The following is a 17,055-nucleotide window of genomic DNA, read 5'->3' on the forward strand; positions in this document are numbered from 1 at the left end:
GCCTGCCTGCGCCTAGTCAGATTAATTGCGCGACCATCGATCGTCGGTCGAGCAAATCCGCCATTTGCGCAGTCATCCCCAGGCGTAAACGTTGTGGCGCTCGGAGATCAATTAACGCCGAATGTATGTCGGCAACCACAGCGCGAGACTGAATCAGTAGGGAAGAAGCTAAACTGATTCTTGTGGTGACTTGGACTATGCCCGAAGGTAGCCGACCGCGCGATATCCAGCTACGGCGATCGACTGTATTCATGAATTTCATAACCAATAGCGCTCGCGAAGACGCCCACCGACTTAAAAACACGCTCGACCGGCTTGGCGCGGGGGCCTCTTCCGACAAGGATATCAATTAGGAACTGAATTGCGCCGACAATTAGTACGCCGAACCGATATGTCATGAGCCGGCCCATTGATTCTCCATGTTTGCGGTGTGATCGGAAAATTGCCATACCGTTCCGAGTGTACCTTCGTCGAAGCCATCTCCAAGATAAACGTGACGGCGAAACATCTTCATAAACAGTCGCTTCTGCGCAATAGAGTATCTCCGCACCAGATTTATGGAGGCCCCAAAAAAGATCAAAATCTGAACCGCCCGATGTGGAAAACGCCTTGTCGAAGCGAGGACACCCTGCGAGCTGCCACGCTCTCCGCGTCAACAGAACGTTATTCGTTGCAGCGGAGGCGAGTTGCGTGCCCGAAGCTTGTATCGGTCGCTGGAAAAACTGGCCATTGCTAATCCAGTGCGGAACGTCCTTATGCAGAATCGTTACAACGGATCCCTGTACAACCTCAGCGCCTGTGCGCTCTGCATAGCTGGTAATCATCCGGTACCAATCGGGATCCACCCATTCATCGTCATCGACAAATATAACCGCGGAGTAATCACTATTGAAGGAGTCCAAGGCTCGATTTCGGGCGCTGGCGATCCCAGGATCGGGCTCGACTTCGTAGTGAGGGAGTAGGGGGTGTTCAGTCGCGATGCTTCTAGCGCTAGCCGCGGCGTCATTATCGATGACGATTACGTCGGCGTTTTGTCGGTCAACCGACAGTGCAAGGCTGTCTAACAATCGTTTGAGGCCGTCCGGTCGTCGGTACGTGGCCACCGCAACAAGGTACTTCGGTTGGCAGGTCATATAGCTGCGGAATGATACGCGATGATTGTTGCCCGAGCTAGACCATCGCGAGTAACGCTAGAGCTTGGTGCCGACATTTGTTTGGGCGAGAATGCAGTTGGCCCGGTGGGCGTGCTTAGGCAGCGCGGCATCGAGCGTGAGCGGTGGCCGCTGACCGAGCGCATACGACCCGGTAATGTTCTTGAACCGCCGTGTATGAGTTGAGTGCCGTGCAGCACTGTGCAATAGTGAGCTTCACCGGTGTCGGGTCGAAGTATAAGTCCATTGTTGGCAAGCTTCGATTTTTGCTCCAACCAACCGGACGGCTTTGCTCCCATCAACCGGACGGCGCAGAGGAGAAGGGCCGGCCGGTTGAGTGGCCGCCATGGAGATGGTGAGCGCTCCAGCACCGGTCAAGAGCTGTTACGAGGCTCGAATAGGTCGGGTCGCTTACGTGAAATATATATGCGGGGGGGTATAGCTTTGGTGCTTGATCTTTCAGGTGCGACTCTGTTAAACCTTGGCTGCGGCTACCAGACCACTGATGCCGCCGGAGTCTATAATGTCGATTGGGGTATTTTCGCGAGGATAGTCTCATCTCCCCTACTGCGATCACTCTACTCGTCGCCGTTCGTAGTCGGTGCAAGCCGCGTAAAGAAATTCGAGAAAATTGCAGCTGCGAGCGTTGTGGTCTGTGACCTATCCAAGGGTATACCTGCTGCAGACAATAGCGTGCAAGCTGTTTACCATTCGCATATGCTCGAACACCTCGACCGTGATGTGGCGTTATCATTTATGCAAGAAGTTCGTCGTGTTTTAGTACCCGGTGGAATACAACGAATTGCGGTGCCCGACTTCGAATACGCAATACGCAGCTATTTGAAGAGCTTGGAAGGAGGCGGATCGTCGCGCGACCACGACGACTATGTTGCGGCAGTGCTTGAACAGTCGGTGAGGCGTGAAGCCTTTGGCACAAGCAACCAGCGAGGTCCACGTCGGCTCCTCGAGAACCTCTTTCTGGGAGATGCGAGAAAACGGGGCGAAACTCATCAGTGGATGTACGACCACAAGAATCTGGCGGACCTACTAGCACGGGCCGGATTTGTGGATATTCGCAGGTGGTCATTCGGCGAAAGCGGCATTGCGCACTGGGCCGATTATCGGCTCGAACTGGATGACGTAGGCGGCGAGTACAAACCCAACACGTTGTACATGGAGGCAACCGCGTAGCTGGGACTGCGCGCTACAACCAGCCACTTGCGCGGGTAGTGATTGCCCAACCGCCGACTCACTATACGGGCGTGGTGCCGTCTGATGGCAGGTGAATGTCGTCCGAGTAGTAGCGGCGGGTACCGCGGGTCAAGGCTCGGTTTCTCTCGATCTGTGCCGTGCTGTCTACCCAGGTGAGGGGTGGGTGATTTCCGGTGCGACGCTGAATGGAGGCCGAAGGGCAAGGTCAAGTTTATCGTGCTGTGATGAACGTTGTACTCACATAATTTCCGTTTGCGCCACAAGAAGCCGCAATAAGCGGGGTCCTGCGCAGTGAAGTATCATTTGGGCCAGAATTCCGAATCTGAAAGGGTAGAAGATGCGCGTTGCGCAGACGAACCTCCAATTACTGACCCAATTGAACAAGGCGGGCTCCTCGGACGACGATATCCGGATGGTCGGCCGAGCTTACAATACCGCAGCCCGTGCTTATGCCGGGAAGATCCGTGCCACAGGGAAGCCGTTGATCGCCCACGTCGTAGGAACATCGAGCTTGCTTCTGCACGCCGGTTGCAGTGCGGAAACCATGGCCGCGGCCCTTCTACATGCTCCGCCAGGTGGCGGAGAGTACGGGCTTCGACGGTGGAAACCGATAGTCGCGAAGTCGGTCGGGCTTGATGTCGCCGACTTGGTGGACGCGTATTGTGCACTGCGCTGGACTTTCACCAACGATCAGATAGAGCATCTGATGGCAAAACTAGACCGACTCACCGACGCCGAGCGCGAGGCCTTGAAGGTGCGGCTCGCGAACGAAATAGAAGACTATATGGACGATGCAACCGCTCATTACGGATTAATTGACGAACCTGGACTCTACAAGAGCGCTGCGTTTCGACGGCAGTACATACTCGACACGGCTTCCAACCTGGCGGCTCTGGCCACAAAGCTCGATGTTCCTTTCCTTGCGGATCGCATCGAAGACACTCGAAACAGCCTGTCAGCTGAGCTAGTGGCGCCAGTTTGGCCAAGGCTTAATGAGAACACGGTTGCGATGTTCTCCTCCGGTTCATACCTTCAACGGATTCGCGATAAGGGTGCTATTGGTACCGTCCAAGCCATCTTTAAACGAATCCGGCGTTAAAATGCTCTCAAAGAGCAATCGCGACTGACACCATCGTGAATACATACAGGGGTGGATCTGTGGTGCTGCGCGCGTCTTCTTTGCATCGGCGGTTGACCTCCTTATGAATTGGTTCAGGTGGACAAGGGTCTTGGCCAAATTACGTTGATGATCAGAGCCACTCAGTCTTCATCTATCAAGAGTGCTTGGCCGGATCGGAACTGGCGGGCAAGGGACTGGACCGCGCAGAGACAAAGATTTGGCGTGCTCGGGCTAAACGTATAGGTGGGCTAGAGAGAAGGGAGCTGGCGCACTGAGTATTATCTTGCGGCAAATCGTTACCGTCCTATTCGGGCGAGGGATCTTACGCATCGCTCAGTTTGTCGCTTTTCTCATCCTCGCGCGGATGTTGTCTCCGGCTGAGTTTGGATGGTTCGGAATAGCGACTACGGCAATTGGCATAGCGAGTCTCATAGGTATGCTCGGTTTAAGGCAGGCTTTTGGCTACGAAATCGGGCAGAAGCAACGGACTGCCAGTGAGGCCGCAGGCATTGCTCTCGTAATATGGCTTCCGCTTTCGGGCCTCTCGGCGGCGGGTGCATACCTTACGTATGGGCGGCAGTTGCCGGGGCTTTCTGCATTTGAGTCAGGCGCGATCATCTTCATTGGCGTCGCCGGGCTGCTGCTCATCTCTTTCACTCAAGGCATTTTTCTAGGTCGCGGGGATATCAGTGCCTATGCACTGACCGAAACATTGAATCGACTCGTCCTCATGGCAATCGTCGTCGCTCTAACAGTGTTCGCGGCTGTCAGCCTGCAATCTGCACTTTGGGCGTTCAACGGCGGAATCGCGGTCTCGGCGATGGTCGGCCTGTTCCTTGCTCTTAGAGGAGCGGGACGTCCCTCTGTAGACTTCCGGAAATTCGGAAGCACGCTTCGCTACGGGATAGTTAACGGCGCAAACTTCGTCCTGATTAACTTGTGTGCGCGGTTATCGATGTTTGTGATCGAGCACGAAATGGGGGCAGCGGCGGCCGGCCAGTTCTTCGCAGCTATTCGCGTTTACGAAATAGTCGTAGAGCTGGCGACTGCCGCAGGATTGGTCTTATTTTCAGATGCGGCTCGGCAGGACAAGACGTCTCCGCTGCTCAATCGTAATGCACGTATCGCATGCTGGATTTTCTGGATTTTCCTAGCTCTAGGTGTGGTAGTTGCCGCAAGTGCGCCTTTGGTAATAGTCCTGCTAGTTGGGTCCCAGTACGCGGCGGGAGCACATGCTCTGCAGCTCATGGCGATAAGCCTTGGCCCGACTGCTGCCAGCCGTGTGTTGTATTCGACGCAGGCCGGACGCGGCAACCCATATTTTGGAACCCCAATTATAGTCGCCAGCCTCATTGTGAATACGGTGCTGGCTTTTGCCCTGGTCCCGAGTCTGGGAATTAGCGGTGGTGCGCTAGCTCTGGTCTTCGGCCAATATTTGCTATTTGCGGGATATTTGGTTCGCTACTGGCTGTCCTTCAAAGTTCCACTTCGGGATTTGCTGGTCCCCCGACAACGTGATTTCAAGCTTGTCGGAGTGCGCGCCTACGCGCTGATTTTTTCGTTGCGAGGTAAGGGCGCGCAACCAAAATGATTTGAAATCTTGTTGTGGGGCCGAGGTTTTCGATATTTACCCGAACTATACATCGCTTGCCTCACGGTAATCGTTCTCGGGGGTTGGCTGAGTCGCCAACAAATATTGGCTGTCCCTTACCACCTTGATCGCATCATTGACGCCAAGCGGCGCCCCCTGCTGGCAGAGCAAGTGATGGATTGCCAGCGCGGGCAAGGTCTGGTTTAGGTGCTTCTACCGACTGCGACCGAACCCTGACTCCGAGGATAATTCCAGCTGCCCAATAATAGGGGATAGCGCCGAACGGCGACTCGAGAGTTACCCCGAACGTTGCCGTCGGTAGGAAGGCGAGGACGATTGCCGCTGCGATCAAGTGGAGTTCGCTAAGCCCGAGGTATTGTCGAATGCGGACAATTCGTGCACAAGTTGCCAAGGCTACAGTAATGGCGAGCGCGGCGCCGATAATACCCATCCGCGCTAGCGTCCCGATCCAGTAGTTATGTGGACTACGTACACCGTCATCTACCCCCTCTGCACCGAGCAGAGCGTACGCAGCGTCTGAATCGAGCATGACGTCCGGACCGAACCCAACGCCAGCGATCGCGCGGACGTCGTCGCCCATGGTGTAATTGATCAGTACTTGCCACGCCTGTTCGCGAGCCTCCGTCGTGCCTTGCGCTGATGCGCGCTCATCCGTGGCAACGGTCGGATCGAACGTTGCTAGTACACGGTTTACTGCCGGTGTCTGCGCCAAAGCAAATAGCGCTGCGATCGCAACGAGTGGAATTGCAGTCCCTATGAGCACGCTACGGCCAAAATGGCGCTTATTGCCGAGTGACAGTACCAGGACAAAAGCGACTGGAAGAATCGCGCCTATTAAACCAGCACGGGATGGAATAAGCAATGCGACTGCTATGGCGATACAACCAATAAAGAGATAGTATGCGCCACGCCGATCGAGCCATCGATAGAGTGCGACTGCGGCAGTAACTCCGAGTATTGCCATGTCGATGTCCCCGCGAGACTGGAACATCTGCATCTGCTCGCCCGGTACTGCCGGCATCATTCCGCGGACCGATGGTAGTAGACGTACAAGAGCTACCCAAGCGAGGTGGAATATAAGCGCCCACCAGAGAACCTGGCATGTTCGGGCACGTGAACGCGCCGTCGAGAAGTATGCTGCGACGCCAGAAATAACACCTACTAATACGTAGGCGTATGGCGCGAAATCTCGGAGTGCGGTCATACCAAAGTCAATCTCGGAGAATGCCAACCGGAGTATGGCCCACCCGAGAAGGAGAACTAAGGCCCAGTGGGGTCTCGGCGTCAATTCGCTTGATGGACGAAGCTGACGTGCGGGTTTGAGTGAGTAGGACGCCAACGCATACGCGGCGGCGAATCCGATCAGTGCGTCCGCCACGAAGAACGGGCCGATCGGAATATGTGAGCCCCACTTACTTGCTGCGAGCATCCACGCCACCGCCGCCGTTCCAAACAGCGAGGCATGATCGCGCCGGTCGTTACGACTACTCAGCGTCATGCCTTTCTCCTATCCGTGCTTCCAGCCGCCGTCAAATTTGCTGATCTCCTGTAGTAAGTACTCTGATCTCCTGTAGTGAATTCGCACCTAAGTTACCGAGAGACCACGCGAAGGCCTGGCTAAGATGCTTGGCGCCTCATGTTTGACCGATTTGAGCGCGCTGCTCGTACCTTATAACAGCTCCTATGTCTCCAGTTCGAATCGCATTACGCGCGAACAATCTGATGGCCGCAGCTAGGAGACGCCTGGATACTAGGCTAGAACAGAGCCATTGTGGGGCGGAGTCCCCGTGGCTGTCACGGGTTTGTCGAGTAAGCGAATACGACGATCGCGGTGACAACTTTGGCGCTGTCCGCTTAGGGGAGGTCACGAAGTACTACCGTGCTGGTGCCATAGTTGGTAACCGCCAGGATTCCGTTGGGCGAAACGTCGACGCCGTGGGGAAAGCTAAATGCATCATCCACAATAGGGTCAAGCTCCGTCTCGGCCGCGAGGTCGAAAACTGATACATTATCATCGTGTTGATTGTTGGCATATAATTTGCCATCGTAAATTGCGGCAGCGTCGAAATGCGCCCCAGGCGACTCCACGATCATCCGAAATTCGCCATCTTCAAGTTTCCAGATTGCTGCGCTAGTTTGTTCATAGGCGGAGGGGCTTGGGTTCGCTGTGTTAGCAACCGCGTATAATGAGCCGTCTTTGTCAAAGCAAGCATCTCGCGCGCCCCACGGAGAAGGGAGGCGCCAAGTCTCATCATTGGAAACCGATACAATTCGAGGGCTAAGCCCAGTATGGTAGGTAATTACGAGGTTTCCCGTAGGCCCGTACGCCACACCGTGGCAGAAGGTCTTGCCGCGACGTAGCGGACCTCGCATGAAAGGCGCGAGTCGCGATTCTTGGACGGTCTTCAACAGCGTAAAGCCGCTCGGACTAAGTTCGAAAAGGCTGTAGGCCGAGGCCCAGCAGCCACTCACTGCGACTAGCCAGCGGTTTTCATCCAACTTCTTGGCAGCTACGTCGTCAGTCAGATGCGGTATTGCGGCTTTATGGACTGGCTTGTCGCCAGCGTCGAGATTGAAGACTGCTAGGCGCAAACCGCTTCGATGATTAACTACATATTGACGATCATCCAGCCACCAGACGCCCGTGAGGGACGAATAGCGATCACCACGGGAAGCGATGTGGAGCGGCGGCGTATCCGCTCGATTTGGCTCTTCCCACGACACTACTGCACGCAACGGCCTCCCCCTCGCCTTGTTAAAACATTGCCGCGTCGATAAGCGGCTCGGAAGTGTGAAGTCTACTCTTTTGGCTAGAAGCTGCCTGTTGTCGCGCGCGAGGAGGATGGGACGACGGGTCTGCCCCCAGTTTGGTTGACTCCTGACCTGTGAGGATTCGTCCTTGCTGGAAGGATCAACCTCGTGCCGACACCGTTTGCCGCCGAGTTCCGTGCCGACGTCATCGCGGTGGCCCGCAAGGGCGAGGCGCCGCTGCGCCAGATCGCGAAAGACTTCGGCATCTCGGAGGCCTGCCTGCACCGCTGGCTCAAGATCGCCGATCGTGAGGATGGTCGCGGTAAGCCCGCCTCAGCGGCCGATGCTGAGGACATGGCCGCGCAGCTGCGCGAAGCACACAAGCGGATCAAGCTCCTCGAGCAGGAGGCTGAGGTGATGCGCCGCGCGGTCGGCTATCTGTCGCGGGATGCCAACCCAAAATGATGTACCCGCTGGTCCTTGACCTTGCCGCTGACGGAGTGCCCGTCACGGTGACCTGCCGGGTCCTGGGATTCTCCACCCAGGCGTTCTACAAGTGGCGCAAAGCACCCCTGTCGCAGCGGGATTGGGACGATGCCCACCTGATCAACGCCGCCCGCGACATCCACGCCGATGACCCCGCCTTCGGCTACCGGTTCATTGCCGACGAACTGCCCGGGCGCGGGATCACCGCCGGGGAGAACCGCGTCGCACGGCTGTGCTCGCAGGAGCGGATCTGGTCGATCTTCGCCAAGAAGCGTGGGCTGCATCGTCGATCAGGGCCACCGGTGCACGACGATCTTGTCGACCGGCAGTTCAGCGCTCAGGCCGCCAACCAGGTCTGGCTGGCCAACATTACCGAGCACCGCACCGACGAAGGCAAGCTCTACCTCTGCGCGATCAAAGACGTCTACTCCAACCGGATCGTGGGCTACTCGATCGACTCCCGAATGAAGTCCACGTTGGCCGTGGCCGCCCTGGACCATGCCGTGGCCTTGCGCTCACCGGTCGCGACGATCGTCCACTCCGACAGGGGCAGTCAATTTCGATCGCGAAAGTTCGTCCAGGCACTGTCGCACAACGGGTTACACGGATCGATGGGCCGCGTCGGCGCGTGCGGAGACAGCGTCGCCATGGAGTCGTTCTTCGCCTTGCTGCAACGCAACTGGCGAGTCCCCGTTACTGAGTCCACCCGGTTCTAGAGTCGGGTTGGTTTGATCCATTCTCAGTTGATGCTGCAGGCCACCGGGGTATGGGCGCACCTGCAAGCCGCAGCGTACTCGGCCGGTGTGCGGTAGCCCAGGGCCGAGTGGCGGTGTCGGTGGTTGTGCTCGTGCTTGAAGTCGCCGATGACCACGCGGGCCTCGAACAGGGTGTTCCAGTAGTTGCGGTTGAGGCACTCCTTGCGCAGTCGGTTGTTTAACGATTCGATGTAGCCGTTGTCCCACGGGCAGCCCGGCGGGATGTACACCATCCCGGTCTTGTTCTCGCAGAACCGTTGCAGCGCTTGAGAAACCATCTCCGGGCCATCGTCGAGCCGCAGCACCTCGGGCGGCCCACCATGAGCGGCGAACACCTTCTTCAGCTCCTCGACCAGACGCTCGCCGGTGATCGAGCGCTCGACCAGATTCATCAGCGACTCGCGGGTGTGTTCGTCGACCATCGAGGCAATCTTGATGGCGTTCCCATCGACGGTGGAGTCGAACTGGAAGTCGATCGCCCACACCACCTTCGGCGCATCGGCGACGACCGGCGGGACCGAGGAGATGCCAGCCCGCTTGCGCGGGCTTGGCGCCCGCACCTGCAGGCCTTCCTCGCGCCATAGACGGTGGATCTTCTTCTTGTTGACCTCACGGCGCTCGTCGAAGCGCAACGCCGCCCAGGCACGCCGGAACCCGTGGCAGGGGTGTTTGGTGGCGTAGGCGCGCAGCCAGGCCCTCATCTCGGCGTCCGGATCGTCAGGGGTCTGCGCCAAAGGCAGGCGGCGATAGGTAGAGCGGGCCAGCCCAACGGCTTTGCACGCCAACCGTTCCGACATGCTCAACGTCGCTTTGAGCATGTCCACGGCACGGCGCGGCGCTTAGCAGCTGGGCTCAGAATTTTCCCTTCGCGACCTCCCGCAGCGCGTCCTTCTCGAGCTCGGCATCGGCCAGCAGCCGCTTCAGGCGGGCGTTCTGCTCGCGCAGCTCCTTGAGCTCCTTGGCAGCGTCGGTGTCCATCCCGCCATAAGCCCGGCGCCAGTTGTACAACGTCGCCGGCGAGACCTGCAGTTCGGCGGCGATCTCCTCGCCAGTTTTGCCCTCGGCAGCCAGCTCATCCGCACGGCGCAATTTGCGCACGATGTCCTCCGCGGAATTCCGCTTCCGACCAGCCATGTGTTTCATCGTCCCTTCCGGCCCGACATCGGGCCACAGGACTCTAAAACCTCCCGGTCTCAATCACGGGGAACACGCCACAACGTCCTGGACCGCCGACGCTGGTCGACCCGAGCCGAACTACGCCTGGCCATCGTGACCTGGATCGAGCCACCTACCACCGCCGCCGCCGCCAACGCGCACTCGGCAGGCTCACCCCGATAGAGTTCGAACTGCTCCACACACCGGTCGCCACCGCGGCCTGAAATTCACACCCGCGAGTCAACCGAACCCGGGGCAGTCCCCGAGGACCAGGTACCTTCACTAAGGGGCGGTCGGCTAGGCACTGTGGCCTTTTTCCTTTTCTTGGCGGAACGTCGCGATCGCGCAAGGACAAGACAGTCGGATACATTTGATGCCCGGGGCTGCTTCAATGCGGTGGTAGCGACAGGATGTCAGTGGCAAGTCCACGGGAGAACCATTCGGGGCTCCATTGCTGTGAATTTGAGGGAAAGGGGGAAGCACGTGACGACGCAATCACCGGAGTGGATAGTCGCGGCTCGGGTGCTACGCCGAAGTGGCTTTGGAGCCAAAGGTGCAGACGTCGATTCAGCCGTCGCAGCGGGATCGCCGGAAATCTACGTGCGCGACATGCTAAATGCGGACTTTCAAAATGATCCTGGCGTGCTGGAAACCCCGCCCCCAGACTTAAAGGTGTCGAAGCGGCCGGACGACGTCACCGCGGAGTCTTATGAGCGATACTTTGAGAGGAAGGCTGCGCAAAACCGAGATCTGGCCCAATGGTGGTTGCGTCGCATGGTGGCAGCCCAAATGCCGGTTCGTGAAAAGTTAACATTCTTGTGGCACAACCATTTTGCGACGTCAGCTACAAAGGTTAGCAGTGCACCCCTCATGCTGGCGCAAAACGAGAAACTGCGGCGCTACTGTTTAGGTGACTTCCGAACGCTCGCCTTCGAAATGCTAATCGATCCAGCGATGATCACTTGGCTCGATGGCAAGGAGAACATGGTCGGGGCAGTCAATGAGAATCTTGCGCGAGAGTTTATGGAACTCTTTGCGCTCGGACATGGGAACGGGTACTCGGAACATGATGTACGCGAGGCGGCGCGTGCATTGACGGGGTGGGTTGTCGAGAAGAAGGCCAGAAGCGCAGAGTTGGTCGGAAAGCGTCACGACGACTCTGTTAAGACCGTTCTCAACACCACAGCAAGGTTGCGCGCGGGTGACCTATGTGACATTGTCCTGGCAGAGCCATCCTCTGCCCGCTATGTAGCAGGGCGCTTATGGCAACACTTGGCATCGGACCAACGGCCATCTGAAGAAACTGTCGACAGGCTCGTCGCCGCGTACGGTCCAAGCCGGGATCTGCGTTCCCTCACGAACGCAGTCCTAACCGATCAAGATTTCTTGGGCAGCCCTGCATCCGTTGTCACCGGACCAGTAGAATGGCTTATTGGCTTTGTTCGGACGCTTCAAATCGACCCCATCGAAGTTCAAGTGGTCGTGGATGCACTAAAACGGCTTGGGCAATTGCCTTTCTACCCGCCTGGTGTAGGCGGATGGCCGCAAGGACAAGCGTGGCTTTCGGCGCCCGCTGCTTCTATTCGTCTGCAAATCGCTGGAGCACTTGTGGAACACGCCGACATTGACGTCGTTGTTGATTCGCCCCCAAAAGACCGCATTGATGCGGTCGGCTACATGATCGGCGTCGGCGCTTGGTCGGAGCGCACGGTCAAGGCATTGATGCCAGTTCGAAATAGGCCTGCTTCTTTGGTAGTGGCAGCAGTTAATACACCGGAATACCTGACTTCTTAAGGAGTCGAGCATGGCCGCAGTAACCCGACGAACGTTCCTAACCAGCTGCGCAGGCGTAGGTGTGGCCGGCGCCTTCGCTTCGGCGCCAGTTCTTACATGGGTTGATGCCCTTCTAGCGGCAAACGACAGCCCCCTGCCGGATAACTCTGGAATCCTCGTCCTGATCACTCTTTATGGCGGAAATGATGGGCTAAACACGGTAATCCCGTACACAGACAGTGCTTATTACGATGCACGGCCCGAACTCGCTTACGACGCTGAAAAAGTACTAAAACTCGACGGTCAGTACGGTTTGAACCCAGGCATGGCGGGGATGGCGAGTATGTTCCGCGACGGATCTCTTGCTATCGTGCGTGGCGTTGGCTATCCCAACCCTGATCACAGCCATTTCCGCTCGATGGATATCTGGCAGTCCGGGACAGTCGACAGCTCGGTCAAGACCGGCTGGATTGGGCGGTGGTTGGACGCAAACGGGGCTGACCCGCTCCAAGCTTTGCACGTAGGTCCCACGCTGCCGCGGCTCGTAATTGGCGAAAAATGCAGCGCAGCAGCGTTCAGCGGAGAAGCAATGCCTTCGCCAGCCACGATCGACTTGATGACTGCGCTGTCGGAACCCTTTCCTGGGGACAGTCACGCAATGTCACTGGTGTCCGACTCTTACGGCGTTGCCATCCGCGCGCAAGAAGAGCTGACATCACTATATGGCGAAGACGGCAATCCTCGAATTGCAGTCGACGACGGTAGTTTGAAATCGCAACTCGATGTGGTAGCCGCATGTATAGCCGCTGATGTGCCGACGCGAGTTTACAGCGTTTCCCTCGGAGGTTTTGATACTCATGCCGACGAGCGCGGAACCCAGAAAAAGCTATTGATGACCCTTGACGAGGCCGTCACGCGATTTATGAAGACAGTGGCCGGAGGCAAGCGCGCCAGCGACATCGTAGTGATGGCGTACTCAGAATTTGGGCGGCGTGTCCCGGCGAACTCGGCGGATGGCACCGATCACGGAACTGCAGGCCCAGTTTTTGTCTTCGGCGATCGTGTGCGGGGTGGGTTTTACGGTGATGACCCTATCCTCACGGAACTTGTGAAGGACGACTTAAAGGTGACCACCGACTTCCGTGACGTGTACCACGAGGTACTAGTCCATGGTCTACGCACGGACCCAGGACCTGTTTTGCCGGGCGGAGGCAACGATATGGGATTGTTCAGAACGTGACGTACGGGCGTTCCGTTACGAACGCGACCCTTAATCGTCTGCGCGAAGCTTCGAGAAGCTTAACGCAGCTTCATAGATCCTCTGTAATGCTTTAGCGTTCTCAAAAGGAGAGTAAGCCTCTTTCCACTGCCGAAGCGATGCGTGCACCATGCCGCCGTACGCTGAGTCGTCAGCGCGCAGTACTGCCTTGACATGACCGCGCCATGCCTCCTCGGTGTCGCCCTGCACAATCAACGACTGATCTACGCCTCGCACAATATCGGGAAGCCCTCCGCGATCCGCGACGACAGCGGGCGTACCGACGGCGAGCGCCTCCGCCGCTACCCGGCCAAACGGTTCTTCCCAGGAGGACGGAACGATTACTACGCGTGCACGAGAAAGTTGGCGGAGAGCTTCCGAGTGGTTGACTCCGGGTACGTAGGACAAATTCGGCAATCTTGAGGAAGCCTCTCTGACCATTTCCCTTAGAGGGCCGTCCCCGACGATGCGAAAGGAATTGTCGCGCATTTGGCGCGCTAGAGCGGCAACTAAGTCCACGCGCTTCTCGGCCGAGAGTCTTCCCAAGAACAGAACGTCTACATTGCGTTGGGCTCGTCCCAACGGGACATCGAAAGGTGGCCTGTCGACTGGATTGGGTTTGACGAAAGTCGGGGTATTCCCGATAAAATCTCGCAAAATGCCTCGCATTGTATTGCTTAGCAAGATAAGCGCCTGGGGTGGGTACGCGGCTGTAGCTCTGGACTCGCCAAGGGCGTACATGACCGCGCCCGCGGACGCCGTCCGACTATCCCGGTAGCAACCACGGACAACACCGGGCCATCCTCGTCCTGCGGCCGAACATCTGACGCAATCGCTTCCATTAAAGAAGCAACTTCCGGCGATACATCGGAGACGGTAATTTCGCAGACTACGCACGTAGGGGACGCGAGCAGATTTAAGCGCGTTGAGTGCCCCAGCGCCAAGTCTGGGAAATAAATTCTGCACATGGACGATATCCGGATCGAAATGAGAAATTGCGTCAGATACCTGTTCGTAAGCCTCGCGCGAAGATACCACAGCCTTTACGGCAGCTAAACGGCTGTGCTGAAGAGACTCATTAGCGACCGCGAGTTCGCTCACCGTAACGTCGGTATGCGCGCGCAGTGCTGACACTTCTGCGGCGACTGAATGTCGCTCTCCGCCTGCCTGGAGGTAGTCATTATGGAGAAACAGCACTCGCATTACAACAGCGCTCCGCTAGGAATTGGAGCGGGGGAACGCGTGCGGACGGGCGCTGAATAGACATAAGCGTCGAGTGAAAGCGTCCCGCCTGATGAATTTGGTTGTGCAGGCGACAGAGTTACTGTGAACTGCTCGGTGAGCCCCTGCTCAGCGCGTGCTATTGAGGTCTCGGCAGATGCGCCTGGGCAAAATTCGGGGCGACAACTGATCGCGCAAGGTTGTTCACTAATTGCTGACATTTGCTGAATCGACGGGGAATTAGATGATGGACTCGATGCGTATGCGGAAAGTCCCAGACCGAGCAGTGCTGCGACGTGATGACATTCAATCCGCGCACCCTGCAACTCACCTATCAGGTATCGGCCGCGAGGCCCGCCGGCAGTGTCACATATTCGCGAACACCCGCGTGACGCCGAACATGGGGTGTGTGCGCCATTAAGCAGAGGTCGCGTGGTTGATGAGCAATAAAAGTGCATGTCGATACGCTTTTCGATGACGTGACCGCTGTCCGGTTGAATGGGGTGGCTGCAATGCATTTGCCCCAGTTTGGAGCTCAAGTCCATCCTCCCGTTTGAGTAAGTGCGAGATCGTGGGGGAGTTCTCGCCATAACGCGCCGTGCGTTAGCCAGATAGCATCTCACGCCGCTTTACAACTTCCTGTCAGTCTTAACAGAAGGAGTGGACATTCGACGGGCTTGAGAGCATAAGCTCGGACGCTCGAACTGAGCGTCTGCTTGGAGCCTATACGCTTCAATGATCTTCCGCTCTGGGCATCGCACGCAGCCAGTTCGGTCAACTGCTTTCGCGCTTGGTCGAGCCTGTAAAAGTAGAGTGAGCGACCGAGCAGCGCCGTGTCGGCCGCTACGCGCATAGCGCGAGTTGGTGCAACGTACGCAGAGTTGGTGCAACGTACGCAGTTGCGCATATTTGAACGAGTGAACAGGGCGTCGGGAGGATAGCCTGACGACTTGAGGTCAGGACGGCGTCGGGCGCCGAATGGATGTAGTTTGTGTGGTGCACAGCCGCCACAGGGGGAATTAGGGAGGCATAGTTATGACAAAAATCGACGCTGTAGTTACCGGAGCCGGCGGCTTCATTGGAGGGCATCTCGTTCAGAGGCTGTTGAGCGAGGGCCTCAGCGTACGTGCTGTTGATCGCAAGCCGTTGGACGAGTGGTACCAGTGCCACGGTCAAGCGGACAACGTTGTAAAAGACGTTTCGCTGCTTGAGAGCGCAAGAGAAGTTGTAGCCGGCAGCCCTACTGAGATCTACAATCTGGCAGCCGATATGGGTGGCATGGGTTTCATTGAGAACCACAAGGCAGCTTGCATGCTGTCGGTATTGACGAGTACGCACGTCCTCATCGCCGCAAAGGAAGTGGGCGTCGAGCGATACTTCTACTCTTCCTCGGCCTGTGTGTACGCGGCCGACAAGCAGCTTGAATCAGACGTGACTGCGCTGAAAGAGGAGGACGCCTACCCGGCGATGCCGGAGGATGGTTATGGGTGGGAGAAGCTCTTCAGTGAGAGAATGGCCCGGCACTTCCGCGAAGACTATGGAATCGCTACACGAATTGCGCGCTACCACAACGTTTATGGCCCCTATGGGACTTGGGACGGCGGGCGTGAGAAAGCTCCGGCTGCGATCTGTAGGAAAGTTGCAACGGCGGTTCTTACCGGAACTGAAGACATTGAGATCTGGGGTGACGGCGAGCAGACCCGCAGTTTCATGTACGTGGACGATTGCGTCGAGGGCAGTGTAAGGCTCGCTCGGAGCGGCTTCGCCGATCCGCTCAACGTAGGGAGCTCAGAGATGGTGACCATTAATGAGCTGGTTGACACCGCTGAGCAAATCGCCGGAATTACACTTGTTCGGAACTATAACTTGTCTGCTCCGAAAGGAGTCCGCGGCCGCAACAGCGATAACACGCTAATTCTAAAAGAATTTGGCTGGGAGCCGTCGACCCGGTTGCGAGATGGGCTTGAGCTGACGTATCGCTGGGTCTACGATCAGGTCGCCGCCAAGCTCGGGCGAAAATGAGTTCGACAATCCGCAGAGTTGATGTGCTCGGCGTGGGGATAAGCGCCATCAACATGCCAATGGCGGTGGATGAAATTACCCGTTGGCTGGACCACCGCGAGCAGCACTACGTGTGCGTTACGGGCGTGCACGGCGTTATGGAGTCTCAACGAGACCCAGTACTACGCGACATACATAACGCATCGGGTCTGACGACTCCCGATGGAATGCCAATGGTCTGGGCGGGGCACCGTGCTGGTGCCAACTGGATGTCCCGGGTATACGGGCCTGATCTGATGCTCAATGTGCTCGAACGCGCCGCAGAGCGCGGGTGGAAATCCTTCCTCTACGGCGGCAACGTTGGAGTAGCCGACCTGCTCGCCGGTCGATTACGCAGACGGTTCCCCGCGCTAGAGGTGGTGGGCGTCTACTCTCCGCCGTTCCGCTCACTGACTTCTCTGGAGGATAACGAGATAACCGATCGGGCTCTGTTGCAAAGATTGGCGGCAGTCAGAGGTAGGCTGTCGCTCTGCGCCGATCAGGCGGCTGCTGCGAAATGG

Annotated in this window: 11 protein-coding genes and 3 pseudogenes; 9 read left to right on the forward strand and 5 right to left on the reverse strand. The window is 57.4% G+C overall.

All coding sequences use genetic code 11. From position 1 onward, the window contains the following. Positions 1 to 230: 230 nt before the first annotated feature. Positions 231 to 1,133, reverse strand: coding sequence for a glycosyltransferase family 2 protein (locus AWC12_RS02610; RefSeq protein ID WP_085172183.1), 903 nt, complete (start codon positions 1,131 to 1,133; stop codon positions 231 to 233). 444 nt (positions 1,134 to 1,577) lie between these two features. Between AWC12_RS02610 and AWC12_RS02615 the strand changes: the two genes are divergently transcribed. The 3 genes from AWC12_RS02615 to AWC12_RS02625 all read left to right on the forward strand — a co-directional run bounded on the left by AWC12_RS02615 (position 1,578) and on the right by AWC12_RS02625 (position 5,074). Continuing rightward, positions 1,578 to 2,342, forward strand: a complete 765-nt coding sequence (locus AWC12_RS02615) for a class I SAM-dependent methyltransferase (RefSeq protein WP_085172184.1) — start codon at positions 1,578 to 1,580, stop codon at positions 2,340 to 2,342. 358 nt (positions 2,343 to 2,700) lie between these two features. Further along, the gene (locus AWC12_RS02620; protein ID WP_085172186.1) at positions 2,701 to 3,462 is read left to right on the forward strand and encodes an HD domain-containing protein; all 762 of its coding nucleotides are present in this window, start codon (positions 2,701 to 2,703) and stop codon (positions 3,460 to 3,462) included. A gap of 304 nt (positions 3,463 to 3,766) precedes the next feature. Continuing rightward, positions 3,767 to 5,074 (forward strand): oligosaccharide flippase family protein, encoded by a 1,308-nt coding sequence (locus AWC12_RS02625; RefSeq protein ID WP_110808548.1) that lies wholly within the window; start codon positions 3,767 to 3,769, stop codon positions 5,072 to 5,074. Between the two features lie 133 nt (positions 5,075 to 5,207). Here the strand turns inward: AWC12_RS02625 and AWC12_RS02630 are convergent, their stop codons facing one another. Beyond that, the gene (locus tag AWC12_RS02630) at positions 5,208 to 6,593 is read right to left on the reverse strand and encodes an O-antigen ligase family protein (RefSeq protein ID WP_085172190.1); all 1,386 of its coding nucleotides are present in this window, start codon (positions 6,591 to 6,593) and stop codon (positions 5,208 to 5,210) included. Between the two features lie 356 nt (positions 6,594 to 6,949). After that, positions 6,950 to 7,819 carry an NHL repeat-containing protein gene (locus AWC12_RS30805; RefSeq protein ID WP_165762761.1) on the reverse strand — a complete coding sequence of 290 codons (870 nt, stop codon included), beginning with the start codon at positions 7,817 to 7,819 and terminating at the stop codon, positions 6,950 to 6,952. Between the two features lie 195 nt (positions 7,820 to 8,014). On the opposite strand from AWC12_RS30805, the pseudogene AWC12_RS02645 reads away from it, so the two are divergent. Further along, a pseudogene (locus AWC12_RS02645) lies at positions 8,015 to 9,012 on the forward strand (IS3 family transposase); the annotation flags it as partial. Positions 9,013 to 9,071: 59 nt separating this feature from the next. Here AWC12_RS02645 and AWC12_RS02650 read toward each other — a convergent pair. After that, positions 9,072 to 10,221 (reverse strand): annotated as a pseudogene (locus AWC12_RS02650) (IS3 family transposase). A gap of 75 nt (positions 10,222 to 10,296) precedes the next feature. On the opposite strand from AWC12_RS02650, the pseudogene AWC12_RS02655 reads away from it, so the two are divergent. From AWC12_RS02655 to AWC12_RS02665, 3 genes and pseudogenes are all read left to right on the forward strand, one after another. After that, positions 10,297 to 10,466 (forward strand): annotated as a pseudogene (locus tag AWC12_RS02655) (IS3 family transposase); the annotation flags it as partial. A 259-nt stretch (positions 10,467 to 10,725) separates the two neighbouring features. Continuing rightward, positions 10,726 to 12,036: a DUF1800 domain-containing protein gene (locus AWC12_RS02660; RefSeq protein WP_085172222.1), complete on the forward strand. Its 1,311-nt coding sequence runs from the start codon at positions 10,726 to 10,728 to the stop codon at positions 12,034 to 12,036. 10 nt (positions 12,037 to 12,046) lie between these two features. Next, positions 12,047 to 13,255 carry a DUF1501 domain-containing protein gene (locus AWC12_RS02665; RefSeq protein ID WP_085172197.1) on the forward strand — a complete coding sequence of 403 codons (1,209 nt, stop codon included), beginning with the start codon at positions 12,047 to 12,049 and terminating at the stop codon, positions 13,253 to 13,255. Between the two features lie 30 nt (positions 13,256 to 13,285). Here AWC12_RS02665 and AWC12_RS32020 read toward each other — a convergent pair whose 3' ends face one another. Beyond that, the gene (locus AWC12_RS32020) at positions 13,286 to 14,476 is read right to left on the reverse strand and encodes a glycosyltransferase family 4 protein (protein ID WP_085172199.1); all 1,191 of its coding nucleotides are present in this window, start codon (positions 14,474 to 14,476) and stop codon (positions 13,286 to 13,288) included. A gap of 1,053 nt (positions 14,477 to 15,529) precedes the next feature. Between AWC12_RS32020 and AWC12_RS02675 the strand changes: the two genes are divergently transcribed. Both AWC12_RS02675 and AWC12_RS02680 read left to right on the forward strand, forming a co-directional pair. Then, positions 15,530 to 16,516, forward strand: coding sequence for an NAD-dependent epimerase/dehydratase family protein (locus AWC12_RS02675; protein ID WP_085172202.1), 987 nt, complete (start codon positions 15,530 to 15,532; stop codon positions 16,514 to 16,516). Continuing rightward, on the forward strand, positions 16,513 to 17,055 hold a 543-nt coding region (locus AWC12_RS02680), incomplete at its 3' end, for a WecB/TagA/CpsF family glycosyltransferase (RefSeq protein WP_207576366.1). The genes AWC12_RS02675 and AWC12_RS02680, both read left to right, overlap by 4 nt.

Origin of the sequence: Mycolicibacterium iranicum (assembly GCF_002101705.1) — a bacterium.
GTDB classification, from domain to species: domain Bacteria; phylum Actinomycetota; class Actinomycetes; order Mycobacteriales; family Mycobacteriaceae; genus Mycobacterium; species Mycobacterium iranicum.